Below are 24,345 nucleotides of genomic sequence, written 5' to 3'. Positions count from 1 at the left end.
ACTTCAGAGGGAAAAAGAAAATGAAAAAACTGATTATTGCGATGATGGCGAGCGCAATGTCGCTCGCGGCAGCCCAGGCAATGGCTGCCGACAAGGTAACGCTGCAGCTAAAATGGGTCACGCAGAGCCAGTTCGCCGGCTATTACGTCGCCAAGGAAAAGGGCTACTACGAAGAGGCGGGCCTCGACGTCACCATCAAGCCGGGCGGCCCGGATATCGCGCCTGAGCAGGTCATCGCCGGCGGCGGCGCCGACGTGATCGTCGACTGGATGGGTGGCGCGCTCGTTGCCCGCGAAAAGGGCGTTCCGCTGGTCAACATCGCGCAGCCTTTTCAGAAGTCGGGCATGGAGATGATCTGCCGCAAGGACGGCCCGATCAAGACCGAAGCCGATTTCAAGGGTCATACGCTTGGCGTTTGGTTCTTCGGCAACGAGTATCCGTTTTTCGCCTGGATGAACAAGCTTGGCCTCAAGACTGAAGGCGGTCCGGATGGCGTTACCGTTCTGAAGCAGAGTTTCGACGTTCAGCCGCTCCTGCAGAAGCAGGCAGACTGCATTTCGGTCATGACCTACAATGAATACTGGCAGGCGATCGATGCCGGCTTCAAGCCGGAAGACCTGCTCGTCTTCAACTATACCGCGATGGGCAACGATCTTCTCGAGGACGGCCTCTATGCGATGGAAAGCAAGCTCAAGGATCCCGCCTTCAAGGAAAAGATGGTCAAGTTCGTCAAGGCGTCGATGAAGGGCTGGAAATACGCGGTCGACAACCCGGATGAGGCAGCCGAGATCGTCGTGGATAACGGCGGGCAGGACGAGAACCATCAGAAGCGCATGATGGGCGAAGTCGCCAAATTGATCGGCGACGGCACGGGCACGCTCGACACCACGCTTTACGATCGCACCGCTAAGGCTCTTCTCGACCAGAAGATCATCAACAAGGAGCCGTCAGGCGCCTGGACGCACGACGTTACGGACGCTGCCGCAAAATAAGTGGCCGTCCAACCAAACACGAAACGCGCGGAGAAGTCCGCGCGTTTTCGCTTTTTTTTGGCGGCGATTGAAAAAATTTCGCAAGCGATGTCGCATCGGCGGAGGCTGTGACGTCATAATACTATGCGGCAATCAATCATCGGAATGAATACATAACCACTCGCCGATTGATTTGGACGCAAATGGTAATTAATGCTCTCTGGTGGGGAATTATTTTCTGCCAGTCTTGCGCGTCAAGCAAATCGATACCACGTACGAGCCGGGTTTGCCGTACGTGAGGCTGCGAGAGCGACGGCAACCGAAGCGGGAGTACCTCTGAGAACACAGAGTTGAAATGGCCTTTTCGCGAGCTGAGGGACAACGCGCGATTTCGGCCGACTATGTTTTATGATTGGACGACGACCCAATGGCACGCATGCGAACCAAAATACGCGCCTTCGCCCTTCTTATCGCCGCCTTCGCGGCAGCTCCTGCTTTTGCCCAGGAAACCGCAACCACGAAGCCGCGCCAGAACCTGCCCGCGATCGTCGTGACCACGGCCAAGACGCGCACGCTCGTCGATCGCGTCGTCGCGACCGGCACTGTGAAGCCTGTCGAGGAAGTGTATCTCCAGCCTCAGGTTGACGGACTTTCGATCCGTGCGCTGAACGCCGACGTGGGCGACAAGGTTGAAGCCGGCAGCACACTTGCGACGCTGAACGACGATGCGCTGCTCTTGCAGAAGAGCCAGATGCTGGCAACGAAGGCGAAGGGCGAAGCGACGCTCGCGCAGCTGCGGGCACAACTGATCGAAACAAAGGCGAATGCCGAGCAAGCCCGCCAGCAGCAGGCCCGTGCGCAGGAAATGGGCAAGAAGGGTACCGTGTCCACCGCCCAGGTTGAGCAGGCGGTTGCAGCAGCCGTTTCCGCAAACGCCCGCGTCAGCTCGGCCGAGCAGGCAATCATGGTTGCCGTGGCAGACCTGAAGGTCGTTGACAGCCAGATCGCCGATACCGATCTCAAGCTTGCCCGCACCGACGTGAAAACGGCTGTCGCGGGGACGGTTTCGGCAAAGAATGCCAGGGTTGGCGCGATTGCGCTGGCCTCGGACGACCCGCTCTTCACCATCATCCGTGACAACGATATCGAACTGGTTGCCGAAGTCGGCGAGAGCGATATCATCAAGATCCAGGCGGGCCAGAAAGCGACCATCTCGCTTGCGGGCAGCCGCGACAAGCTCTCCGGTTCCGTCCGCCTCGTTTCCCCGACGGTCGACCCGACTACGCGCCTTGGCCTCGTCCACATTCTGATCGATGATGACAGCAAGGCGCGCGCGGGTATGTATGGCAGCGCGGATATCGTTGTGAAGTCGACGCAGAACGTGGCTCTGCCGCTTTCGGCGGTCCTGACCAGCAGCGAAGGTTCGTCCGCCCGCAAAGTCGAAGAAGGGGTCGTAAAATTCGCCGAAGTGGAAACCGGCATTCAGGACGGCGCTTACGTTGAGATCCTCAAAGGCCTCAAGGAGGGCGATGAAGTCGTTGCCAAGGCTGGCGCCTACGTTCGGGACGGCGACCGCATTACACCCGTGCGCGAACAGCCTGCTGCTGCTTCCAACTGAGAGAAGGCCCGATGAACTTTTCAGCCTGGTCCATCCGAAATCCCGTAGCACCGCTGCTGCTTTTCGCCCTGCTGCTTTTTGTTGGTATCCAATCCTTCAACAGGCTGCCGATCACGCGTTTCCCGAATATCGACGTTCCGCTTGTATCGATCATCGTCACGCAGAGCGGCGCTTCGCCTGCCGAACTCGAGATGCAGGTGACGAAGGAAATCGAAGACGCGGTCGCCAGCATCAACGGCATCGACGAAATCCAGTCCACAGTGACGGATGGCCAGTCGCAAACGGTCGTCATGTTCCGCATGGAGGTGCCGACCGAGCAGGCGGTCCAGGATACCAAGGACGCGATCGATCGCATTCGCAGTGATCTCCCGGCCAATGTGGAAGAACCGATTGTCGCCAAGATCGACGTCGAAGGGCAGGCAATCCAGACTTTTGCCGTTTCATCGCCGGACATGACGCTCGAGGAGCTTTCCTGGTTCGTTGACGACACGATCAAGCGCTCCTTGCAGGGCCAGGCCGGCATCGGCCGTGTGGACCGTTATGGCGGCGCCGATCGCGAGGTGCGCATCGAACTCAATCCGGACAAGTTGAACGCTTACGGCATCACTGCCGCCAGCGTGAACGAACAGCTGCGCAGCACGAACGTCGACCTCGGTTCCGGCCGGGGCCAGGTGGCGGGCAGCGAGCAGGCGATCCGCGTTCTCGGCGATGCGCGTGATGTCGCCGAACTGGCCAATACGACGATCGCCCTGCCGAACGGCCGTTTCGTGAAGGTCTCCGAACTAGGCGCCATCAAGGATACCTATCAGGAGCCGAAGTCCTTCTCGAATTTCGACGATACGCCCGTCGTCACCTTCGGCGTCTTCCGCGCCAAGGGCGCCAGCGAAGTCAGTGTTGCCGAAACGGTGGCAAAGAGCCTCGACAAGGTGCGCGCAGAAAACCCGAATGTCGGCATCGAACTGATCAGCGATTCCGTCTACTTCACCTACGGCAACTACGAGGCCGCGCTCGACACGCTGATCGAGGGCTCGCTGCTGGCAATCGTCGTCGTTTTCCTGTTCCTTCGGAACTGGCGCGCAACGCTGATCTCGGCGATCGCGCTGCCGCTTTCGGCGATCCCGACCTTCTGGATCATGGACCTGATGGGCTTCTCGCTGAACCTCGTCAGCTTTCTCGCCCTCACACTCGCGACCGGTATTCTCGTCGACGACGCGATCGTCGAAATCGAAAACATTGCCCGCCATATCAAGATGGGCAAAACGCCGTATCGCGCGGCCATCGAGGCCGCGGACGAAATCGGCCTCGCCGTTATCGCCACGACCTTCACGATCATTGCCGTGTTCGTGCCGGTGTCGTTCATGCCCGGCATCCCTGGCCAGTACTTCATTCAGTTCGGCCTGACGGTTGCCTTCTCGGTCTTCTTCTCGCTGATGGTGGCACGTCTCATCACGCCGATGATGGCCGCATACCTGATGCGCGCCCAAGACGGCAAGGACGACCATCACGACAATGACGGGCTGTTCTTCCGCGGCTATACGCGTCTGGTGCGCGCCACGACCCGCCGCTGGTGGACCCGCTATGCGACGCTGATTGCGGCGATCGCCTTCCTGGTCGGCTCTGTCATGTTGTTGGCCCAGGTGCCCGGCAGCTTCCTGCCGCCAGAAGACGCATCACGTATCGTGCTCTCCGTCGAGCTGCCGCCGAATGCGACGCTCGACGACACCGCAGCGACGACGAACACGATCTACAAGGACGTGAAGGATATCGACGGCGTCGAAAGCGTCTTCGTGCTCGGTGGTGCATCGCCAAAGGGCGACCTTGAGCTTCGCCGCGCAACGGTAACGCTGACGCTGCACAAGCTCGATCAGCGGCTGTCGAAGAAGCTCGTGAACGACTTCTTCGGCGCGATGCCGATCATCGGGCCTTATCTGCCGAAGGTCGAGGTTCACGGCCGCATGCGTCCGCAGTGGGATATTGAAAAGGAAGTCTTCGCGAAGGTGAAGGACATTCCGGACGTCCGAATCCTGAAGCTCAACGACCGCGGCGAACGCGACCTTTCGTTCAACTTCCTCTCCAAGAGCGAAAAGGACCTGAACGAAGCGGTCGGACTTCTGGAATCCAAACTGCGTGCCGAACCGCTGCTGGCAAACGTCAGCGCGGACGGCGCCCTGCCCCGTCCGGAACTGCAGGTTCGCCCGCGCAAGGATCAGGCGGCCCGCCTCGGCATTACGCCGCAGCAGATTTCCGAAACAATCCGCGTGGCGACCATCGGTGACATCGACGCGGCGCTGGCGAAGATCAATCTCGACGATCGCCAGATCCCGATCCGCGTGCAGGCCGCACTCGATATGCGGCGTGACCTCGCGGCCATCCGCGCGCTGAAAATCAAGACGGCGAGCGGCGCGACCGTTCCGCTCGCGACCGTGGCTGATATCGACTATTCGGAAGGCGTGAGTTCCATCAAGCGCAACAACCGCTACCGCGTCGTTTCGATCGGCTCCGACCTGCCGCAGGGCGTGGCGCTCGATACCGCATCGGCTCGCTTCCTGCAGATCGTCAAGGACACCAAGATCCCGTCGACGGTGCAACTTGTCGAAAGCGGCGACGCGAAGGTCCAGAAGGAAATGCAGCAGAGCTTCGGCAACGCGATGCTGATGGGCCTCATGCTGGTTCTGGCGGTGCTGATCCTGCTCTTCAAGGATGTGATCCAGCCGTTCACCATTCTGTTCTCCCTGCCGCTTGCAATCGGCGGCGTGGCAGTCGGTTTGCTCATCACCAACAATCCGCTGTCGATGCCCGTCATGATCGGTATCCTGATGCTGATGGGCATTGTGACGAAGAACGCGATCCTGCTCGTCGACTTCGCCATCGAGATGCGCCATCGCGGCATGGAGCGTGTGGAGGCGATGGTCGAAGCGGGCCGCAAGCGCGCCCAGCCAATCATCATGACCTCGATCGCCATGTCCGCCGGCATGCTGCCGTCGGCACTCGGCGTCGGCGAAGGCGGTTCATTCCGCGCGCCGATGGCAATCGCAGTGATCGGCGGCATCATCGTCTCGACCGTGCTGTCGCTGGTCGTCGTCCCCTCCTTCTTCCTGATCATGGACGATCTCTCGCGCCTGCTCCGCTGGCTCTTCGGCCGCCTGGTCGGCAAGAAGGATCAGGAGGAGCTGGCGATGTCCCGCGAGGAGCTGACCGACGCCGTCGGCTCTCTCAACGAGCGGGTGGAGGCGATCGAGAATCCGGAAGGCAAGCGCAAGGTCGCCAACGCCAACGCGAAGAACGTGCTGCGCCTGCCGCCGTTCGCGGCAGAGTGATTTCTCAAATAGCGAGACAGAAAAGCCGGGCGCCAAGCCCGGCTTTTCTATTGGAGCCTTTCACCATCACGCTTCTTCCGCAATCGGCAACTGTGCCACCTGCGGCGCACGGCCGTTGAAATAGGAGGCGAGCAGATGGCCGGCCGAGACTGCCGCGATGCAGAGCACCACCGAAGCCGCGATATTGACGGCCGCCCGCGTCACGGCTCCGGAGCGCAGCAGATCCAGCGTCTGCAGGCTGAAGGAAGAGAAGGTCGTATAGCCGCCGCAGAGCCCGATCATCACGAAGAGCCGGAGGTTTTCCGAGGCGGGAAAGCGCCCGTGGGCGAGCGTCAGCGTTCCGAACAGGCCGATGATGAGGGACCCGCTGATATTGATGATGATCGTGCCCCAAGGAAGATCGCCGCTGATGGGCGCCGCGAGAACGGACACAAGATAACGCGCCAGAGTGCCCAAGGCGCCTCCAGCCATGATCAGTAAGCAAGTGTAAAATGACATGCACGCCTCTCTGTTCGGGCGGACATGAAAGCCCGCCTGCGGCGGGCAGTAGATACACTCCCACCGTCGAATGAATCGCGGTAGGAGTCATCAGCCATCACGGCGGTTTCGGGGGAACTCCATCCCCATCGCGCGCAAGATAGCTTCGGCGCGCCTGCAATGCAACCGGCCTCAACGCCCCGCGTCAATTTGGACGCGCCGGATTAGAGGCCGCCCTGCTCCCTGAGGAAATTGACGATGGCATCGACGCCGTCGCCGCGTTTCATATCGGAGAAGACGAAAGGACGCCTCTCGCGCATGCGCGTTGCATCGCGGTCCATGACGTCGAGGTCAGCACCGACATAAGGTGCTAGGTCCTTTTTGTTGATAACCAACAGGTCCGATTTGGTGATGCCCGGGCCGCCCTTGCGGGGGATCTCCTCGCCCTGGCAGACGGAGATCACGTAGATGGTGATGTCGGCCAGATCAGGCGAGAACGTCGCTGCCAGGTTGTCGCCGCCGGATTCGATGAAGACGACATCGAGATCGGGAATGCGCTCGGTGAGACCGGCGATTGCCTGGAGGTTGATCGTGGCGTCTTCGCGGATTGCCGTATGCGGGCAGCCACCGGTCTCGACGCCGACGATGCGCTCCGATGGCAAGGCCTGCATGCGCATCAGCGCTTCGGCATCCTCGGTCGTGTAGATGTCATTGGTGACCACCGCGACGGAATAATCGTCGCGCATCGCCTTGCAAAGCTTCTCCGTCAGTGCCGTCTTTCCCGACCCGACAGGTCCGCCGATGCCGACGCGAAGCGGTCCGTTTCTCGATTTCATTTCCACACTCCATTTCGGCCGAAGATAGCCGTGATCCCGGCGCTGCCACCGGCAAATGACGCAGACGCTCTGATCAGGAGCGGAAGAGCCGTGTCGTCTGCGTTTCGTGCCGCAGCGAGGCGATCTCGGCCTGAACGGCTGCCGAACCCAGATTGTCGAGGGTCGAGCCGGCTGCACGATGCGCTATGGCGGCAATCGTCTCCTCCAACCGCGCCAGGATGGCCACGCCGTCCTTCTGGCCGGCAACACCGAGCCTGATGCCCGCCGACACCGCTTGCGAGACATAGGCATGCAGAAAGGCAGCGAGCGCCTTTTGCAGCTCTATGCCATGCGCCCCGGCAACCGCACCGACGGCAACCGGATAGGCGGCGGCCCGCGGCAGGCGATCAAACAGGGGATGGGGCCAGGCGCGCGCCGCCGTCAGAAACGCCTCGCCGAGCAGCATCGTCTCCTGGTGGCGCTCCCGTGATCCTGCCAGGGCCTCCGCCAGGGCGGCAAGCTCTGCAAGCTCTCGCGCATTCGCCTGCATCCGCCAGCTTGCCGCAAAGAGCACCGCATCGTTCCATGTGCTCCCATTAGAAAGCAGCGTCTCGATCCACCCGCCCAGCGATGCCGAATCCGTGATGAGCCTGTCATGGACGGCGCGCTCGAGCCCGCCGGAATAGGCGAACGAGCCGACCGGAAAGGCCGGCGAGAGCCATGTCATGAGACGGAGCAGAGCCTGGAGGTCGCCGCCCTCGGTCATTGCGGCTCAATCATGCGCGTGATGGCCGTGGTCGTGCCCGTGCGAATGGTTGCCATGAGAATGGTAGGCGCCGCGCGCGGGCTGGAACGGCTCCGTGACTTCGTTGACGGTCGCGCCGAGCCCCTCGAGCATCGGCCGGATCACGTGGTCGCGCAGGATGAGCATGCGCTCTTCCTCGATCTGCACCCCGAGATGCCGGTTGCCGAGGTGCCAGGCAAGCTCGATGAGATGCATCCGGTCGCGGCCTCGGATCTCGAAAAGCTTCTCGTCGGCAGCCTGGATTTCGATGAGTTCCCCATCCTCGAGAACCAACATATCACCGCTTGCAAACAGCACCGGCTCCTTCAGGTCGAGCATGACCATGTCGCCGTTTTCGAGATGCAGGAGTTTGCGGCGCAGATGCCTCAGATCGTGCGGCAGAACGACTTTGCCGATGGGGTTGGAAGACGGGGTTCCGGCTCGAAGATATGAGGTAACGCGCTGCATGACATGTCCGTTTCTGTGAGGTCACGACCATGCAAAATAGCGCCTGCCGGCGCAAGCGCCAATGCGCTTTGCAAGCGAGTTATCTGCCGGAGCCTTGAAATGCTCTGGAGGCGCGGGGCGCGTCGTCGTATTCCGGATCAGCCCCCTGAACGCCGAGGCCACTTTCGATGAGATGGCGATGCAGGGCGTAGTTCAGCCCGTGTCTCTCGTGAACGACGCGGTTTCGGCCGAGCGCCTTTGCCAGATAGAGCGCCTTGTCGGCCGCCGTGTAAATAGAGTCCTTGCTGCGTCCGGGCAGAAGATCGGCGATGCCAGCCGAAATCGTGATCGCGATATCGCAGCCATCGGCAGCGAGGGGGCGCCGGGCGATCTGAGCCTTCACCGACTCGATCCGCTCCAGCCGCTCTTCAACGTCACCGCCGGCAACGATCACACCGAACTCTTCGCCGCCGAGACGCGCGACGACCGAAGGAGCGCCAAAGGCCGACGCAAGAATTGTGGATAGGGCAACGATGACGGCATCGCCGCAGGCATGGCCGAAACGGTCGTTGATCGCCTTGAAGCGATCGACATCGAAGATCACCAGCGAGGCGCCGTCATCGATCCCGTCCAGCGCTTCGGTGAAGGCACGACGGTTTAATAGGCCGGAGAGCACATCGGTGCGGCTCAGCTTTTCGAACTCCGCCCGCGATACTGTCAAATGGTGCATCGCGTGGCCGACAATCAGCGAAAGCACGCCGCAGACCACGCCACAGACGAGCCACGAGAGAATGACGCCGAATTGAATGGCATGCACCAAAGGGAGAGGCAGGAAGCCGATGTAGTCGAGCGTCGGCAGCATCGCGGCAATCACAAGCGCCGACAGAATGACGGCGAGAAAGCTCATCTTAAGCGCGCGAACACATAGACCGTGCGCCTATGCTGGAAATTGCGGAGATCGGCCTGGAGCGAAATCCATCTTTTCATTTTGATCGACCTCTCCGATCTCCCGCGATAGCGTTTGATTAAAGGGCGATTTGCTTCCAACCACCTAAGGCGATCGTTAAAATGCCTGCCATCCCAAGCTTGTGAACACCAATTTCACGGCGACGGATGCACGCTAAAGCTGCATAGTCATCTCTAAAAGCAAGGGCCCGGCCAAATGCCGAGCCCCGCTGTTTTTAGCGATGATTTTTGGCCTGTCAGGCGGCCTGCTTGACAGACTTCAGGGCTTCCAGAATGTTCTGGGGCGAAGAGACGCCGTAGGGATCCGTATCGGAATTATCGGAATAACCCTCTTCCTCGAACCAGTGCTCAACGACGCCATCATTGACGATCGCCGCATAGCGCCAGGAGCGCATGCCGAAGCCGAGATTGTCCTTCGCGACAAGCATGCCCATCTTGCGCGTGAACTCGCCGGAACCGTCCGGGATAAGCTTGACGTTTTCGAGGTCCTGCGACTTGCCCCAGGCATTCATCACGAAGGCATCGTTGACGGAGATGCAGTAGATCTCGTCGACGCCTTCGGCACCGAACTCGCCGGCAAGCTTTTCGAAGTCGGGCAGCTGATAGGTCGAGCAGGTCGGCGTAAACGCGCCGGGCAACGAGAAGAGGATGACGCGCTTGCCTGCGAAGTAGTCGTCGGTCGTCTTGTCCTCCCAGCGGAACGGATTGGGACCGCCAACGGCCTCGTCGCGGACGCGGGTGCGGAAAACAACGGTGGGAACCTTCTTGCCGATCATCGAAATCTCCTTCGTGGGAGGGTCTGCGGCAAACCTTGGGAAAATCCGCGACCCCGAAAATGGAGAGTCCTCACTAGCGAAGAATTCGCGGCAATGCAGCATGAAAGAAACAAAAATACCGCGGCGCATAACAGCCATTCCGCAGGTGCATGGCGCCTGCGGCAACTGCATAAAGATGAGGTCAATCGGTCCGATTAGAAGAGGAAATAACGCTGCGCCATTGGCAGCACTGTCGCCGGTTCGCAGGTCAACAATTCACCATCAGCGCGAACCTCGTAGGTTTCCGGATCGACCTCGATATCAGGCGTCAGGCTGTTGTGGATCATCGACGCCTTGGAGATGCCGCCGCGGGTGTTCTTGACCGCGATCAGGTCCTTGGCGACGCCGAGCCGTCCCTTGAGACCCGCATCGAGCGACGCCTGCGAGACGAAAGTCACGGAGGAATTCGTCAGGCTCTTGCCGTAGGATGCGAACATCGGACGGTAGTGCACAGGCTGCGGCGTCGGGATCGAGGCGTTCGGATCGCCCATGGGAGCGGCAGCAATCGAGCCGCCGAGCAGCACCATGTCGGGCTTCACGCCGAAAAAGGCCGGATTCCAGATGACGAGATCGGCGCGCTTGCCGACTTCGACCGAACCGATCTCGTGCGACAGGCCGTGGGCAATCGCCGGATTGATCGTGTACTTGGCGATGTAGCGGCGGACACGGAAATTATCGTTGTCACCCTTCTCCTCCCTCAACCGGCCGCGCTGGCGCTTCATCTTGTCGGCGGTCTGCCAGGTGCGGATCGCCACCTCGCCGACGCGCCCCATGGCCTGGCTGTCGGATGAGATGATCGAGAAGGCGCCGAGGTCATGCAGGATGTCTTCGGCGGCGATCGTCTCCTTGCGGATGCGGCTTTCGGCAAAGGCGATATCCTCCGGGATCGACGGCGACAGGTGGTGGCAGACCATCAGCATGTCGAGATGCTCCGCGATCGTGTTGACCGTATAGGGCCGCGTCGGATTGGTCGAAGACGGAATGACATTCGATTGGCCGCAGATCTTGATAATGTCAGGCGCATGGCCGCCGCCGGCGCCTTCGGTGTGAAACGCATGGATCGTGCGGCCCTTGATGGCGCCGATCGTATCCTCGACGAAGCCGCTTTCGTTCAGCGTATCCGTGTGGATCATCACCTGCACATCATACTGGTCGGCGACGGAGAGGCAGCAATCGATGGCGCCCGGCGTCGTGCCCCAATCTTCGTGCAGCTTCAGCGAGGTGGCGCCCGCAAGCACCATTTCCTCCAGTGCCCCCGGCAGGGAGGCGTTGCCCTTGCCTGCGAAGGCAAGGTTCATCGGGAAGGCATCGGCCGCCTCGATCATCCGAGCGATATGCCAGGGTCCAGGCGTGCAGGTCGTCGCCAGCGTGCCGTGGGCAGGGCCTGTCCCGCCGCCCAGCATACAGGTCAGCCCTGACATCAGCGCTTCCTCGATCTGTTGCGGGCAGATGAAGTGGATGTGGCTATCCATGCCGCCCGCCGTCACGATCTTGCCCTCGCCGGCGATCGCTTCCGTGCCCGGTCCGACGATGATGTTGACGCCCGGCTGCGTGTCCGGATTGCCGGCCTTGCCGATCGCCACGATCCGCCCGTCCTTGAGGCCGATGTCGGCCTTGACGATACCGGTATGGTCGACGATGACGGCATTGGTGATGACGGTGTCGACCGCACCGCTGGCGCGCGTCACCTGGCTCTGCCCCATCCCGTCGCGGATCACCTTGCCGCCGCCGAACTTCACCTCTTCGCCATAGGTGGTGAAATCTTTCTCGACCTCGATGAAGAGTTCCGTATCGGCAAGCCGCACCTTGTCGCCGACGGTCGGACCGAACATGCTGGCATAAGCGGCGCGGGAAATCTTATGGGGCATCGGTCAGGCTCCTTGGGAGGAAGAAAGGGATGCGTTCGCCCTTGGAAGCCGCGTGATGCGGCCAGCGGCGACATAGCTGTCAACGAGCTGCCTTTCGGCGGCGAAGGGATGCCATTCCCAGCCGGTATGGTTGAAGCCGGAGAGCAAGATATCCGCATCGGGAAACTGCCGGAACGTCTCGGCGATGACGATCATGCCGCTGCTCGGAACGACGTAGGGTGCGGGATTGAAAGCGGCGAGCTCAGCTTCTACGGCTTCATGAATCGATTTCTGAACGACCACATGCCGTTTGCCAGCATCCTCGCAGAAGACATTGAACTGACTCGTATAATCATCGCAGAAATCATCGAGGTCAGGATGTGAAACGGCCAGCGGCGCCTTGAAAGCGGCAAACTTTTCGGGGTCGCGGACGCTCCAAATTTCGGAGGCTTCGATGACGGCGCGATGGTTCCGCCAGGCATCCGAACCAATCATCGCCTTCCCCGGTCTGCCGGTATTGCAGACGGCGACCACATCGGTCCGGCCCGGGCTTGCAGCATAGGAGCGGCACTCGTTGAACCGGATGACGAAGTCCGCAGCGGCGATTGCCGCGGCCCCTTCCCTGCCGATTTCACCATTGCCGACGATCACGATCTTCCGGGTCACCTTCAGTTCCCCATCGCGTCGGAGAGCTCTTTGAGCTGCTTGGTCCGTTCGTCCGTGAGATCGGCAAGGCAGCCGGCAACCAGCATCGGCTCCATCGTACCGCCCCGCGCCTGAAAGCCGTAGGCTTGGCAATGAGCGTCTCGATAGGAGATCCAGGCGCGCTGGGCCGTCAGCAGCGCCTTCTCGGCGCCGCGATCATTCTCATCCAGATCCTTGTCCGTCGCAGCCAGTGCCGCGCGCGTCTTTTTCCACTGCTCGGTCAGTGCCGTATCTGCAGTCTCGTAGCGAGACTGCTCACAAAAGGTCATATCGGCCTGTGTCTGCGGATTCTTGCAATCCGCCTCCTGAGCTTGCGCGGTACTGGCCATCAGCGCTGCTGCCGCGGCGACCAGGTACAGAGTCGATCGCATTCAATTGTCTCCCGTCTTTTTTCTTAGAGCTTGCCCATCACGAGTTGGCGGAAGCCGTAGACTTCGCGCTTGCCGGAAAGCGGTATCAGCGTCACGGAACGCGTCTGGCCCGGCTCGAACCGAACGGCGGTGCCTGCCGGTATATCGAGGCGCATGCCCTGGGCTTTGTCACGATCGAAGGAAAGTCCCGCGTTGGTTTCCGCAAAATGGTAATGGCTGCCAACCTGCACGGGGCGGTCACCGGTGTTCGAAACCTCAAGCGTCACGGTCGGCTGACCGGCATTCAGTTCGATGTCGCCGCTCGCGGCAATGATTTCGCCTGGGATCATGTCGTTCTCCTCACGCCGCCCTTTGCGGCGCGCAACCTTCTGCTTTGAGCACGCGCTTTATCGATGCCGGATATTTGGCAAGCATAGCGGTCGGACGCACGGGACGGCGGGTGAATTCGCCACCGCAGTTCGGGCACCGCCCCTGCAGCACACCATCCACGCAGTCCGCGCAGAAGGTGCACTCGAACGTGCAGATCATCGCCTCTCGGCTTTCAGGCGGCAGCTCCGTGTCGCAGCATTCGCAGTTCGGACGAAGTTCCAGCATCGCTTTTCCTCAGCGGATCGGTTCGTGAACAGTGACGAGCTTGGTTCCATCGGGGAACGTCGCTTCCACCTGAACGTCATGGATCATCTCGGCGATGCCCACCATCACCTGATCGCGGCTGATGACGTGGGCTCCCGCCTCCATCAATTCGGCGACCGGGCGGCCGTCACGCGCGCCTTCAACGACGTAGTCGCTGATCAGGGCGATCGCTTCAGGGTAATTGAGCTTCACGCCGCGCTCCAAACGCCGCCGTGCCACCATCGCTGCCATGGAAATCAACAGCTTGTCTTTTTCTCTTGGAGTGAGGTTCATCATTCATCCGTTCAGATTAGAGGTTCCAGACTTTCGGCACAGGCGCTCCGTTGCGCAAGGCGGAAATGACCGGGATCAGGATTTTTCTGAGGGCGAAGCCATCGGCTGCTGCAGCGCGCACCACGAGCTTTCCATTCCATGCGCTCGCACCCGCCATGTGGCCCTCGACGAGCGGCCGGACCTTCACGAGATAGCTATCGGCAAGCGGTCCGGCATAAAGCAGCGTCGCAAAGGCAACCTGCCCGCTCAGGACGGGCTGGCGAGCCGTGAGCGCGTTGACGGCACCGTCAAGCCGCAGCTCCTCGGCATGGATCAGCCTGCTCGCACGGCGGATACGCCAGCGATCACAGAAAAGCCCGGTCTCCATGACCTCGCCCATCGCCTTGCGGCCGAGCAGGATTGCTTCTACGGCGAGAAATTCCGCGGTCTCGTCAAGATCGACATCGAGGCGGCGAGACAGCGACGCACGGTCGAAGAGAATGGTCTCCTGCGGCAGCCAGTCGATGCGCGAATTCGCGCCCGCCGTGATCGTGGTCATTACTTCCGCCGTGCCAGCCGATGCCTTGTAGATCTTCTCGCATGCCTGCGTGGTTACGTCGATACGCGTGCCGGGTCCTGCGACGACGCTCCAGTTCATCCGGTCGCCGCCGGTCAACCCACCGGCCGTATTGATGATGACCGCCTCCATGGACGCATCGAAGGTCTCCGGCAGGCGGATCTTGGCGGCACCCTCCTGGTAGAGTTCGCGGATACGCGCACGCCCGTCCAGCAGCTTTGCGGCCAGATGCCCGCGCCCTTCGGCCCTTTGCGGTCTGGTGGTCGCCGCCACGGTCGTCATTCCGTCTCCCTGCGCCTTCGCCGTTTGCCCGGCTGTTCTCATTCAATCCGGCAAATATTTTAAGTGAGCAATCTTTGTGCCATCCGCCGAACCGGCCGCAGCCGCGGCAGACGGGTTTGGCAGCGTATGGAATACGCCTTAAAAAGCAGCATCTGCCACTCGGATGGTCAGGTAACGGCAGCCGATATGCTGCATGAGACGTGAACAGTACCCCGCCCCCTCATCCGCCCGCCGGCACCTTCTCTCCGAGGGGAGAAGGGCAAGTCTCTTCGTGGCACTCCTTCCTCTTACCCAGCGGGGAGAGGATACAAAATCAGCATCTTAGCTTTAGCTAAGTGCTAGATTTTGTTGGTGAGGAGGATGTTGTTCTTTCAAGCCACCCTGTCCGGCGGCTTCCTGCCCTCGAAGAAGGCGGTGATGTTGTCCACCACCTTCATGCCCATCGCGGTCCGGGTTTCCTCCGTCGCACTGCCGAGATGCGGCAGGAGGACGACGTTTTCCATTGCCTTCAGTCTCTCGGGCACCTGCGGCTCAGCTTCATAAACATCGAGGCCTGCGCCGCGGATCGTGCCGCTATCCAAAGCGCCGATCAACGCCGCTTCGTCGACCACGTCGCCGCGCGCCGTATTGATCAGAAACGCACCCGGCTTCATTGCCGCAAAGCGTTCCGCGTTCATCAGATGCCGGTTCTCGGCTCCGCCCGGGCAATGCAGCGATATGAAATCGGAGGCGACCAGCACCTCCTCCACCGTCGCAAGCTGACGTGCGCCGTAACGCGCCGCCTCGGCTTCATCGACCTTCGACCGGTTATAGAAGACGACATCCATGCCGAAGCCGAAATGGCAGCGCTGGGCAAAGGCCTTGCCGATGCGGCCGAAACCGATAATGCCGACCGTCTTGCCGGTCACCTTCGTTCCGATCATGTGCGTCGGGCACCAACCGCTCCAGGCGCCGGCACGCACCTGGCGCTCGCCCTCGCCGCCGCGGCGGGCGACTGCTAGCAGCAGCAGCATGGCGATATCCGCGGTGCAGTCAGTCAGCACCCCTGGCGTATTGGTGACCGCGATGCCTTTGGCCTTGGCTGCGGCGATGTCGATGTGGTTGTAGCCGACACCGAAATTGCCGAGGATTTTCGTGCGGACATCGCCCGCGAAGACAGCGGCTGGCAGCTTGTCCGAGACGGTGGGCAGGATCGCGTCATACTCCGAGAACGCCTGGCGAAACTGATCGGTATTCAGCGGGATGTCGGCTTGGTTGAACGTCACGTCGAAGCGCTCCGCAAGCGCCGCCTCGGCAGCAAAGGGCCATCGGCGGGTGACGAGGATGCGCGGTCGGGACATCGGGAACTTCCGTTTCTGAATTCTGGTGGGGCCAACAGTTAGCTGAGCGTGGCCGGAATGCAAACGGCTATGCGCCGAAGGCGGCTTCAAAAACAAAGAAGCCCGGTCGAGACCGGGCTTCCTGTAAGCGGTGTGAACCGTTCAAGCAAAGCTTACTTGGCAGCTTCCTGCTGGAAGTAGCTGTACTTGCCGTCCGGACCCTTCTTCCATTCGTACATGACGTAGCCCGGGAGCTTCGGGTCGCCCTTTTCGTCGAAGGACATGTCGCCGAGAACCGTCGGGAACGGGCCCTTTTCCTTCATCGCTGCGGCAACGGCTTCGGGGTCTACCGAGCCGGCTGCCTTGGCAGCACCAGCGATCGCCTGCACTGCAGCGTAGGAGTAGAGGGTATAAGCTTCCGGGTTGAAACCGGCAGCCTTAAACTTCTCTACGAGTTCCTTGTTGGCCGGGTTGGTGGTCGGATCCGGGCCGAAGGTGTTCAGCGTACCGGCAACCGCGTCGCCAGCGATGGAAGCGAGTTCGTTCGAGACGATACCGTCACCCGAAACGAGCGTCGCCTTCAGGCCCTGGTCGGCAGCCTGGCGGATGATGAGACCCGCTTCGGTGTGCAGACCACCCCAGTAGATGATCGAGACGCCGGCTTCCTTCATCTTGGCGATGAGCGCGGAGAAGTCCTTGTCGCCGACGTTGATGCCTTCGTACATGGCTTCCGTGACGCCAGCGGCGTTCAGAGCCTTCTTGGTTTCGTCGGCAAGGCCCTGACCGTAAGGGGTCTTGTCGTGAACGACAGCAATCTTGGCATCCTTGAAGTGATCGGCAAGATACTTGCCGGCAATCGCGCCCTGCTGGTCGTCACGTCCGCAGGTGCGGAAGGTGTTCCAAAGGCCGCGCTCGGTGAACACCGGGTTCGTTGCAGCCGGGGTGATTTCGAGGATGCCGTTTTCAGCGTACACCTCAGACGCCGGGATCGAAACGCCCGAGTTGAAGTGGCCGACGACGAACTTCACGCCGTCAGCGACGAACTTGTTGGCGACCGAGATGCCCTGCTTCGGGTCCGAAACGTCGTCACCGAGTTCGAGCTTGATTTGCTCGCCGTTGATGCCGCCTGCCGCGTTGATGTCGGCAACTGCCTGCTCGGCACCCTTCTGAAGCTGAGCGCCGAAAGCAGCATTCGGGCCGGTCAGCGGACCGCCGACGCCGATGAGAACGTCGGCCCACGCGTTGCCGCTGAAGGCGACCAACGCCGTCAGAGCCACTGCCGACAGAAGAGACTTCTTCATATTTTACTCCCAATTATTTGGGCGGGTTCTGGTCCAAGACCCGGCGCATTGCCCACCATCACTGCGCCAGGAAAGCTGTTCCACTCTGAAGGCAATTCATGCCTAGTTTCAACGGGCTGTCAATGTTTGTTCTTCCACGAGAACGCGGATGTCTTTTCGTACAGCCAGTAATAGTTGTTAACCATCTGATTGGTGCGGCGATAGCGGAAACCTGCCGTCGAGAAGACAAGCAGCAGCACGAAATCGATGACATAATAGAAGGTGCTGAGCATCGGCCCGTCAAAGAGGGCGTGATGCAGGAACTGCATCACCCAGGCGAGGAGGAAAGTATAGACGATGACCTGCGGATAGTTGCTCCAGCTTTCAGCCGCAGCCCTGCCCGCACGCCACGCCGTCCAGAAGCCAATCAGCATCACAAGTCCGCGGATGGCCATCCGCACGCCAGAATCTGCCTCAAAGAAAAGTCCCTGCATATCAAACTCTCCTTTTCTACCGGCTCAATGTCTTCCGCCTTCGAGATAGGCGGCACGGACTTCAGGATTGGCGAGCAGCTCTTTGCCCGAACCACTCATCGTCACCTTGCCGTTCACCATCACGTAAGCGCGATGCGAGAGTTTCAGCGCAGCGAATGCGTTCTGCTCCACGAGGAAAACGGTCAAGCCTTCCTGCTCGTTGAGCTTCTTGATCGCGTCGAAGATGCCCTTGACGATCAGCGGCGCAAGACCGAGCGACGGTTCGTCGAGAAGCAGGAGCTTCGGGCGTGCCATCAGCGCACGGCCGATCGACAGCATCTGCTGTTCGCCGCCCGAAAGCGTGCCGCCGCGCTGCGCGTGACGTTCCTTGAGACGCGGGAACAGCGTGAAGATCTTCTCGACGTCCTCGTTGAAATGCTTGAGGTTATCGAGGCCCGCGCCCATCTGGAGGTTTTCCGTGACGGTCATCCGCGGGAAAATGCGGCGGCCTTCCGGCGACTGTGCTATGCGAAGCCGGGCGATTTCGTGCGTCGGCATGCGGGTAATGTCGCTACCTTCGAAGATGACGGCGCCCTTGCGAGCCTGCGGGCTACCGCAGATCGTCATCATCAGCGTCGATTTCCCGGCGCCGTTGGCGCCGATCAGGCTGACGATCTCACCCTTATGGACGTCGACATCGACGCCTGCGAGCGCGCGGATATTGCCGTAGTAGGTTTCGACGCCCTGAACCTTGAGAAGCTGTTCACCGGCCATCAATTTACGCCCCCTTCGAGGTTCTCGACGGTTGCGATGACCTCCTCCACTTCTTTGTCCTCAACACCGAGATAGGCCGCGATAACCCTCGGGTCGTTCTTCACGTGCTCCGGCGTGCCGTCGGAGATCTTCTGGCCGTATTCCAGCACGACGACATGGTCAGAGATTTCCATGACCACCGACATGTCGTGCTCGATGAGCAGGATCGATGTGCCGGTTTCTGCGCGGATTCCCCGCAACAGTGCGTTAAGGGCGGCAGATTCGCGCGGGTTAAGGCCTGCGGCCGGCTCGTCCAGGCAGAGCAGTTCGGGTTCGGTGCACATGGCGCGGGCAATTTCCAGACGCCGCTGCGCACCATAAGGGAGATCGCCCGCCGGGTCGTCGGCACGACTGATCAGATCAGCCTTTTCCAGCCAGAATCGTGCGCGCTCGATGGCTGCGGCGGCCTCTTTCTTGTAGGGGCCGATGCCGAGCAGGCCGAGAACCGTGTAACCCGATGCCTTCATCAGCTTGTTGTGCTGGGCGACGAGCAGGTTTTCCAGAACCGTCAGGCCCGAAAACAGCCGGATGTTCTGGAAGGTACGTGCGACCTTGGCTTCCTTGGTAATGCGGAAATCCGGCAGGCGCTCCAGCAGATACTCTTTCCCGTGCTGCTGCTTCAGCGTGATCATGCCCATCGTGGGCTTATAGAAGCCGGTAATGCAGTTGAAGACGGTGGTCTTGCCGGCACCGTTCGGACCGATCAGCGCGGTGATGTCGCCTCGCTTGGCTTCGAAGGATAGGTCGTTGATAGCCATCAAGCCGCCGAACTTCATCGACAGGTGCTCGACCTTGAGCAAGGTATCCGTGGACATGGTAGTCGTCATCTCTACGGGGCTCATCAGCCGTGCCCCTCCTTGATAAAGGTTCCGGATACTGCCCTCCGCTCCTTGAGGAAAGCAGTCGGTTCACGCGAGCCGACGAAGCCGCGAGGCTTGAACAGCATGACGGCGACCATGGCGAGGCCGAAGAGAAGCATGCGGTAGAGTTCCGGCGTGAAATCCGGGCCGAACACGACCTTCAGGAAGTCCATTTCGCGCAGCAGTTCGGTACCACCGACCATGACGATGGCAGCGATCGCGATGCCGGTTAGCGAGCCCATGCCGCCCAGGACGACGATGGCGAGAACCACCGCTGATTCCAGGAACACGAAGGATTCCGGCGAAACGAAGCCCTGGCGCGCTGCGAAGAACGAACCGGCGAAGCCGCCGAACATCGCGCCCGTCGCAAAGGCAGAGAGCTTTGTCGTGACCGTATTGATCCCGAGCGAGCGGCAGGCGATCTCGTCCTCGCGCAGAGCTTCCCAGGCGCGGCCGATCGGCATGCGGCGAAGCCGGATCGTGACATAGGCGGTCACCATGCAGAGAGCGAGGATCAGATAGAAGAGGAAAATCTTGTAGTAAGCCGACGACATCGGAAGGCCGAAAAGCTTGGCAAAACCGCCGGACGTCGCATCGAAGGGAATGCCGAACAGGGTCACCTTCGGGATGCCGGAAATACCGAAGGTACCTCTGGTCAGATCCGTCCAGTTGATGAGCACAAGACGGATGATTTCGCCGAAAGCGAGCGTAACGATGGCGAGGTAGTCGCCGCGCAGGCGCAACACCGGGAAACCGAGGATGACGCCCCAGAGTGCGGCCAGCATACCCGACAGGGGCAGCAGGACCCAGAAAGACAGGCCGAAATGGCTGGAAAGCAGCGCATAGGAATACGCGCCGACCGCGTAGAAGGCGACGTAACCGAGGTCAAGCAGGCCGGCGAGGCCAACGACGATGTTCAAGCCCCAGGCGAGCATGACATAGATGAGAATCTGGATGCCGAAGTTGTCGACCCATTTCAGCGAACCCTGCGCGCCGAGAAGCGCATAGATGGCCATGGGATACAACAGCAGCGCGACTAGAGCGATTTTCAGGAAATGCTGACGTAGGAAGCCCTTCTCCGTCGAGATTTCCAGCTCGCCGTGCTTTGCCTTCGCGAGCTTCCGCCGGTCGATATTCGGCCTGACGAAGACAACGACGACGAAGCGGCCGATTGCGGCGATCGCCACGAAGCTGGCCAGCAGGCCCCAGCGCTGGACGATGACCAGCTCGTTGTTGATGTTCTGATCGGTCTTGAGCCCGACATAGAGAACGAACAGGCCGAAAGACAGGAGGGCCGCGAAGAAGGCTTCCGTCAGGCCCTTCCGGACAAGCCCCGGTGCGGGCTTGCCAGCAGAATTTTCGATGTTTGCCATGATGTTATACCTTCTCGACTTCCGGCCGTCCGAGAATGCCGGTCGGCTTGAAGATCAGGACGAAAGCGAGGATCGCAAAGGTTGCGACATCCTTGTAGGCGATCGTGAAATAGGCGGACCACAGCGACTCGATGAGGCCGATCATCAGCCCGCCGAGAACGGCACCCGGCAGCGAGCCGATGCCACCGAGAACGGCTGCGGTAAAGGCTTTGACACCCGGCGCGAAGCCATCGCTGAAGGATGCAACGCCATAGTACATCAGATACATGGTGCCGGCGACGGCGGCCAGTGCGGCGCCCATGACGAAGGTGATGGAGATCGTCTGGTCGACGTTGACGCCGAGAAGCGCGGCCATCTTCCGGTCCTGCTCCGTCGCACGCTGGGCGCGTCCGAGCGCCGTGCGGTTGACGATATACCAGAAGGCAGCAAGCAACACCCCCGTGATGACGATGATGATGATCTGCTTCAGCGAAATCGAGAGACCACCGATGGCGTAAACCTTGCTTACGAGCGGCGGAATCGGCTTGTTGCGCGGACCCTGCGTCACCTGAATGAAGTTGGACAGCGTGATCGACATGCCGATCGCGGTAATCAGCGGCGCCAGCCGGAAAGAGCCTCGCAGCGGCCGGTATGCAACGCGCTCGATGGTCCAATTCCACAGGCTCGTCATCAGCATCGCAACCACAAGCATGGCCAGCAGCAGAACGGCTACGGGAAGGCCTGCGAAGATGGATGTCAGAACGAGAAAAACGATGAGGGCAGCGAAACCGCCGAGCATGAAGATATCGCCATGGGCGAAATTGATCATGCCGATAATGCCATAAACCATCGTGTAGCCAATTGCGACGAGGCCATAGATGGACCCGAGCGTCAGCCCATTAAAGAGCTGCTGGACGAAGTACTCCATATATCATTTCCCCTGGATGCGAGCCGCGCGCTGCATCTCTTTTTGGTGTGCAGTTCCGCTTTTGCCGGAACCTTATAAGCGGCAATCCATACCGCTTTCCGCGAAAATGTGAAGACAAAAAGGCTTTACTGGGTCAGATTCTTGTTCAACTGGACGCAGATGGCGCGTTTCGGATCAAAATCCACACAAAACAGGCATTCTTCGATGAAATTTTAGCCGGAACCGGAATGTGGATTAACCAAACAGCCTCAAAGAACCAGCAACATGCCCCCAACGCCGAGCTATTACTTATTCCACGAAACCGGATTTCTGAGCAATTTTTACACCGAATCTGCTAGCGACGCGCGAAAAAATATCTCGATGCATACCATCCGTTTCTGACGAATTTCCGCTGCCGCGCAAAAACTGGCTCGCATCCCCTATTTATCTCTATACTGCCGAAAGAGCTTTCAGATGTTTGCGTTCCTTGAGGGAAAGATGCTGGAGATATTCGAAAAGGCGGCACTCGAAGCGGGCGGAGTGATCATCACGATCTTCGAAGAGGGCTGCGCCGTCGCTATGAAGGCAGACTCCAGCCCGGTGACTCGCGCAGATGAGGAGGCAGAGCGCATTATCCTGGCGCATCTTGCCCGCAGCTATCCCGATATTCCCGTGATCGCCGAAGAATCGGTAGCGGCCGGTCAAGTGCCGGATGTCGAGGGAAAGGCCTTTTTCCTTGTGGACCCGCTCGACGGCACACGTGAATTCGTCGACAGGCGGCGCGAATTCACCGTCAACATCGCCTATGTGGAGAATGGCATCCCGGTTGCCGGTATCGTCTATGCACCGGCACTCGGCGTCGCTTTCGCGGGCGAAGCAGGACATGCCGAAAAACTCATCGTTGGCGTCGATTTTACGGTGACTGAGCGCGTCCCGATTGCGGTTCGGGAGCCGCCCCTCAACCGTCTTGCCCTCGCAAGCCGGAGTCATAACAGTCCTGCGACCGACAAATTTCTTTTCGAACAAGCGATTTCGGAATGCACGAATATCGGCTCCTCACTGAAATTCTGCCTCCTCGCTGAGGGAAAGGCAGACGTTTATCCGCGCTTCGGTCGCACAATGGAGTGGGATACGGCGGCCGGCGATGCCGTGCTGCGGGCGGCGGGCGGCACGACGGTCACCGTGGACGGATCGCCTCTCACCTATGGAAAGACCGGCGCCAACGCGGATTTCGACTTCGCCAATCCCGACTTTATCGCCTGGGGCGGCAAGGTGAACCCCGCGCGGATGCGCATGACTTCCGAATAAAATCCTTAGAAATCAACAGAGGAAGGGCGTTTTCGTCAGCGCACCCTAGGGATGGCCTTACGATGCGGCAATAACCGCGCCGTTGCGCCAACCGGAGGCCACACCTTGTCAGACGAAACAATTAATCTCGCCCTCCCCTACATTCTCCCCTCACAATCTCAGAAGCACGTGACGCATAACGAGGCGCTGCAGCGTCTCGACGCCATTGTGCAGCTGACAGTGAAAGAAGAAGCGGCAGTACCTCCCGAAACCCCGTCGGAAGGTGACTGCTATCTGATTGCGCCCAGTGCCGGCGGTCTTTGGACCGGCAAGGAAGGCAGGCTCGCTTTCCGCCAGGACGGCGCCTGGCTCTACATCAGTCCGCGCGAAGGCTGGCGCGCCTTCTTCCTCGACACAGGCCGGTTCCGCGTCCTGCAGGCCGGCCTCTGGAGCGACCTCTCTTTGCCCGTCCCAGGCAGCTTGCCGCTTCTCGGCCTCAACGCCACGGCCGATGCCACGAACCGGCTTGCCGTCGCGGCACATGCCAGCCTCTTCAGCCATGAAGGCCAAGGGCATCAGGTCAAGGTCAACAAAGCCGCCGCGGGCGATACCGCCTCCCTGCTCTTCCAGTCGGGCTGGTCAGGCCGCGCAGAAATGGGACTCGCCGGTAACGATGAATTCGCAATCAAAGTGAGTGGCGACGGCACAAGCTGGCAGACCGCCCTGGCAATTGCGGCGGGCGGCATCGTGAAAACGCCGGCGCGCCCTATCGTCCGGGCCTCGCTTGCCGCAGCGACGTCAACACCGGCAAACAACAGCAGGACGGGTTTCGATACCCTGCATGTGCAGCAAGGCGGATTCGCGCTCGGCGCTGCTGTTCCCTCCGGCTCCGGCAACAGGCTGATCATTCCGGCAACAGGGCTTTACCTGCTGTTCCTGACAACAAGCACGGTGACATCCTCGGCCTACGGGGCACGGCTCGAGGCGAACGGCGCCAATACGCTTGCCGCCGTGGCGGGCGTAGCCTCGACGGCAGCAACCCGCGAGACGGCCTTCGGTCTCGCTGAGCTTGCAAGCGGCGACTGGCTCTCGATCATTCACTCCGGGACCGCTCAATACGAGTTCGGCGCCGGAAAGACTGAGGTCAGCGCCATTCTGATCTGAACGGAATCCAGCA

24 protein-coding genes, 1 pseudogene and 1 riboswitch are annotated in these 24,345 nt (G+C 60.5%); of the genes and pseudogenes, 5 read left to right on the top strand and 20 right to left on the bottom strand.

Features of this window, described 5'->3' with window-relative positions; translation table 11 throughout:
• Positions 1–20 precede the first annotated feature (20 nt).
• The 3 genes from ACPYOI_RS13665 (at position 21) to ACPYOI_RS13655 (ending at position 5,906) form a co-directional block, all read left to right on the top strand.
• Complete coding sequence (locus ACPYOI_RS13665) at positions 21–992, top strand: ABC transporter substrate-binding protein (protein ID WP_481417471.1); 972 nt, start codon at positions 21–23, stop codon at positions 990–992.
• 406 nt (positions 993–1,398) lie between these two features.
• A complete protein-coding gene (locus ACPYOI_RS13660) occupies positions 1,399–2,589 on the top strand; it encodes an efflux RND transporter periplasmic adaptor subunit (protein WP_481417472.1) in 1,191 nt (396 codons plus the stop codon).
• An 11-nt stretch (positions 2,590–2,600) separates the two neighbouring features.
• A complete protein-coding gene (locus ACPYOI_RS13655) occupies positions 2,601–5,906 on the top strand; it encodes an efflux RND transporter permease subunit (protein ID WP_481417473.1) in 3,306 nt (1,101 codons plus the stop codon).
• A gap of 66 nt (positions 5,907–5,972) precedes the next feature.
• On the opposite strand, the gene crcB is transcribed toward ACPYOI_RS13655, so the two are convergent.
• From crcB to ACPYOI_RS13555, 20 genes and pseudogenes are all read right to left on the bottom strand, one after another.
• Positions 5,973–6,404 carry a fluoride efflux transporter CrcB gene (gene crcB, locus ACPYOI_RS13650; RefSeq protein ID WP_481417474.1) on the bottom strand — a complete coding sequence of 144 codons (432 nt, stop codon included), beginning with the start codon at positions 6,402–6,404 and terminating at the stop codon, positions 5,973–5,975.
• Positions 6,405–6,478: 74 nt separating this feature from the next.
• Positions 6,479–6,540, bottom strand: a riboswitch (Fluoride riboswitch).
• A gap of 67 nt (positions 6,541–6,607) precedes the next feature.
• Positions 6,608–7,219 carry an urease accessory protein UreG gene (ureG, locus tag ACPYOI_RS13645; RefSeq protein ID WP_481417475.1) on the bottom strand — a complete coding sequence of 204 codons (612 nt, stop codon included), beginning with the start codon at positions 7,217–7,219 and terminating at the stop codon, positions 6,608–6,610.
• A 73-nt stretch (positions 7,220–7,292) separates the two neighbouring features.
• The gene (locus ACPYOI_RS13640; protein WP_481417476.1) at positions 7,293–7,964 is read right to left on the bottom strand and encodes an urease accessory protein UreF; all 672 of its coding nucleotides are present in this window, start codon (positions 7,962–7,964) and stop codon (positions 7,293–7,295) included.
• A gap of 6 nt (positions 7,965–7,970) precedes the next feature.
• Positions 7,971–8,450, bottom strand: a complete 480-nt coding sequence (gene ureE, locus ACPYOI_RS13635; RefSeq protein ID WP_168832508.1) for an urease accessory protein UreE — start codon at positions 8,448–8,450, stop codon at positions 7,971–7,973.
• A gap of 79 nt (positions 8,451–8,529) precedes the next feature.
• Positions 8,530–9,416: pseudogene (locus tag ACPYOI_RS13630) on the bottom strand (GGDEF domain-containing protein).
• A 215-nt stretch (positions 9,417–9,631) separates the two neighbouring features.
• A complete protein-coding gene (locus ACPYOI_RS13625) occupies positions 9,632–10,171 on the bottom strand; it encodes a redoxin family protein (RefSeq protein ID WP_481417478.1) in 540 nt (179 codons plus the stop codon).
• 194 nt (positions 10,172–10,365) lie between these two features.
• Positions 10,366–12,078 (bottom strand): urease subunit alpha, encoded by a 1,713-nt coding sequence (gene ureC / locus ACPYOI_RS13620; RefSeq protein WP_481417479.1) that lies wholly within the window; start codon positions 12,076–12,078, stop codon positions 10,366–10,368.
• A gap of 3 nt (positions 12,079–12,081) precedes the next feature.
• Complete coding sequence (locus tag ACPYOI_RS13615) at positions 12,082–12,723, bottom strand: Urease operon accessory protein (protein WP_481417480.1); 642 nt, start codon at positions 12,721–12,723, stop codon at positions 12,082–12,084.
• A 2-nt stretch (positions 12,724–12,725) separates the two neighbouring features.
• Entirely contained in the window at positions 12,726–13,133 is a 408-nt protein-coding gene (locus ACPYOI_RS13610) for a lysozyme inhibitor LprI family protein (protein WP_481417481.1), read from the bottom strand.
• A gap of 23 nt (positions 13,134–13,156) precedes the next feature.
• Positions 13,157–13,462, bottom strand: a complete 306-nt coding sequence (locus ACPYOI_RS13605; protein ID WP_481417482.1) for an urease subunit beta — start codon at positions 13,460–13,462, stop codon at positions 13,157–13,159.
• Positions 13,463–13,472: 10 nt separating this feature from the next.
• Positions 13,473–13,727 carry a DUF1272 domain-containing protein gene (locus ACPYOI_RS13600; RefSeq protein WP_481417483.1) on the bottom strand — a complete coding sequence of 85 codons (255 nt, stop codon included), beginning with the start codon at positions 13,725–13,727 and terminating at the stop codon, positions 13,473–13,475.
• Between the two features lie 9 nt (positions 13,728–13,736).
• Positions 13,737–14,039: an urease subunit gamma gene (locus ACPYOI_RS13595; RefSeq protein ID WP_168832500.1), complete on the bottom strand. Its 303-nt coding sequence runs from the start codon at positions 14,037–14,039 to the stop codon at positions 13,737–13,739.
• A gap of 16 nt (positions 14,040–14,055) precedes the next feature.
• The gene (locus tag ACPYOI_RS13590) at positions 14,056–14,877 is read right to left on the bottom strand and encodes an urease accessory protein UreD (protein ID WP_481417484.1); all 822 of its coding nucleotides are present in this window, start codon (positions 14,875–14,877) and stop codon (positions 14,056–14,058) included.
• 371 nt (positions 14,878–15,248) lie between these two features.
• On the bottom strand, positions 15,249–16,217 hold the full coding sequence (locus ACPYOI_RS13585) for a 2-hydroxyacid dehydrogenase (protein ID WP_481417485.1): 969 nt from the start codon (positions 16,215–16,217) through the stop codon (positions 15,249–15,251).
• Positions 16,218–16,369: 152 nt separating this feature from the next.
• Entirely contained in the window at positions 16,370–17,497 is a 1,128-nt protein-coding gene (locus ACPYOI_RS13580) for a branched-chain amino acid ABC transporter substrate-binding protein (protein ID WP_481417486.1), read from the bottom strand.
• Positions 17,498–17,616: 119 nt separating this feature from the next.
• Positions 17,617–17,970, bottom strand: coding sequence for a DUF6867 family protein (locus ACPYOI_RS13575; protein WP_481417487.1), 354 nt, complete (start codon positions 17,968–17,970; stop codon positions 17,617–17,619).
• A 24-nt stretch (positions 17,971–17,994) separates the two neighbouring features.
• Entirely contained in the window at positions 17,995–18,723 is a 729-nt protein-coding gene (locus tag ACPYOI_RS13570) for an ABC transporter ATP-binding protein (RefSeq protein WP_481422947.1), read from the bottom strand.
• Positions 18,723–19,604, bottom strand: a complete 882-nt coding sequence (locus ACPYOI_RS13565) for an ABC transporter ATP-binding protein (protein WP_481417489.1) — start codon at positions 19,602–19,604, stop codon at positions 18,723–18,725. The genes ACPYOI_RS13570 and ACPYOI_RS13565 overlap by 1 nt, the downstream gene beginning before the upstream one ends.
• Positions 19,604–20,995 carry a high-affinity branched-chain amino acid ABC transporter permease LivM gene (livM, locus tag ACPYOI_RS13560; protein WP_481417490.1) on the bottom strand — a complete coding sequence of 464 codons (1,392 nt, stop codon included), beginning with the start codon at positions 20,993–20,995 and terminating at the stop codon, positions 19,604–19,606. The genes ACPYOI_RS13565 and livM overlap by 1 nt, the downstream gene beginning before the upstream one ends.
• Before the next feature lie 4 nt (positions 20,996–20,999).
• Complete coding sequence (locus ACPYOI_RS13555) at positions 21,000–21,902, bottom strand: branched-chain amino acid ABC transporter permease (RefSeq protein WP_481417491.1); 903 nt, start codon at positions 21,900–21,902, stop codon at positions 21,000–21,002.
• 477 nt (positions 21,903–22,379) lie between these two features.
• Between ACPYOI_RS13555 and cysQ the strand changes: the two genes are divergently transcribed.
• Together cysQ and ACPYOI_RS13545 are read left to right on the top strand one after the other, a co-directional pair.
• Positions 22,380–23,189, top strand: coding sequence for a 3'(2'),5'-bisphosphate nucleotidase CysQ (cysQ, locus tag ACPYOI_RS13550; protein WP_481417513.1), 810 nt, complete (start codon positions 22,380–22,382; stop codon positions 23,187–23,189).
• Between the two features lie 105 nt (positions 23,190–23,294).
• Positions 23,295–24,332 (top strand): DUF2793 domain-containing protein, encoded by a 1,038-nt coding sequence (locus ACPYOI_RS13545; protein WP_481417492.1) that lies wholly within the window; start codon positions 23,295–23,297, stop codon positions 24,330–24,332.
• Positions 24,333–24,345 lie beyond the last annotated feature (13 nt).

This window comes from Rhizobium sp. SVR5-2C, from assembly GCF_056755115.1.
This window is presented reverse-complemented; position numbering and strand designations above follow the sequence as displayed.

Coding starts and splice junctions, on each gene's coding strand:
- ACPYOI_RS13570 (WP_481422947.1), bottom strand. CDS start 18,723: ATGGCCGGTGAACAGCTTCTCAAGGTTCAGGGCGTCGAAACCTACTAC.
- ACPYOI_RS13555 (WP_481417491.1), bottom strand. CDS start 21,902: ATGGAGTACTTCGTCCAGCAGCTCTTTAATGGGCTGACGCTCGGGTCC.
- ACPYOI_RS13590 (WP_481417484.1), bottom strand. CDS start 14,877: ATGACGACCGTGGCGGCGACCACCAGACCGCAAAGGGCCGAAGGGCGC.
- ureG (WP_481417475.1), bottom strand. CDS start 7,219: ATGAAATCGAGAAACGGACCGCTTCGCGTCGGCATCGGCGGACCTGTC.
- ACPYOI_RS13660 (WP_481417472.1), top strand. CDS start 1,399: ATGGCACGCATGCGAACCAAAATACGCGCCTTCGCCCTTCTTATCGCC.
- ACPYOI_RS13640 (WP_481417476.1), bottom strand. CDS start 7,964: ATGACCGAGGGCGGCGACCTCCAGGCTCTGCTCCGTCTCATGACATGG.
- ACPYOI_RS13600 (WP_481417483.1), bottom strand. CDS start 13,727: ATGCTGGAACTTCGTCCGAACTGCGAATGCTGCGACACGGAGCTGCCG.
- cysQ (WP_481417513.1), top strand. CDS start 22,380: ATGCTGGAGATATTCGAAAAGGCGGCACTCGAAGCGGGCGGAGTGATC.
- ureE (WP_168832508.1), bottom strand. CDS start 8,450: ATGCAGCGCGTTACCTCATATCTTCGAGCCGGAACCCCGTCTTCCAAC.
- crcB (WP_481417474.1), bottom strand. CDS start 6,404: ATGTCATTTTACACTTGCTTACTGATCATGGCTGGAGGCGCCTTGGGC.
- ACPYOI_RS13565 (WP_481417489.1), bottom strand. CDS start 19,604: ATGAGCCCCGTAGAGATGACGACTACCATGTCCACGGATACCTTGCTC.
- ACPYOI_RS13610 (WP_481417481.1), bottom strand. CDS start 13,133: ATGCGATCGACTCTGTACCTGGTCGCCGCGGCAGCAGCGCTGATGGCC.
- ureC (WP_481417479.1), bottom strand. CDS start 12,078: ATGCCCCATAAGATTTCCCGCGCCGCTTATGCCAGCATGTTCGGTCCG.
- ACPYOI_RS13595 (WP_168832500.1), bottom strand. CDS start 14,039: ATGAACCTCACTCCAAGAGAAAAAGACAAGCTGTTGATTTCCATGGCA.
- ACPYOI_RS13665 (WP_481417471.1), top strand. CDS start 21: ATGAAAAAACTGATTATTGCGATGATGGCGAGCGCAATGTCGCTCGCG.
- ACPYOI_RS13605 (WP_481417482.1), bottom strand. CDS start 13,462: ATGATCCCAGGCGAAATCATTGCCGCGAGCGGCGACATCGAACTGAAT.
- ACPYOI_RS13580 (WP_481417486.1), bottom strand. CDS start 17,497: ATGAAGAAGTCTCTTCTGTCGGCAGTGGCTCTGACGGCGTTGGTCGCC.
- livM (WP_481417490.1), bottom strand. CDS start 20,995: ATGGCAAACATCGAAAATTCTGCTGGCAAGCCCGCACCGGGGCTTGTC.
- ACPYOI_RS13585 (WP_481417485.1), bottom strand. CDS start 16,217: ATGTCCCGACCGCGCATCCTCGTCACCCGCCGATGGCCCTTTGCTGCC.
- ACPYOI_RS13625 (WP_481417478.1), bottom strand. CDS start 10,171: ATGATCGGCAAGAAGGTTCCCACCGTTGTTTTCCGCACCCGCGTCCGC.
- ACPYOI_RS13575 (WP_481417487.1), bottom strand. CDS start 17,970: ATGCAGGGACTTTTCTTTGAGGCAGATTCTGGCGTGCGGATGGCCATC.
- ACPYOI_RS13655 (WP_481417473.1), top strand. CDS start 2,601: ATGAACTTTTCAGCCTGGTCCATCCGAAATCCCGTAGCACCGCTGCTG.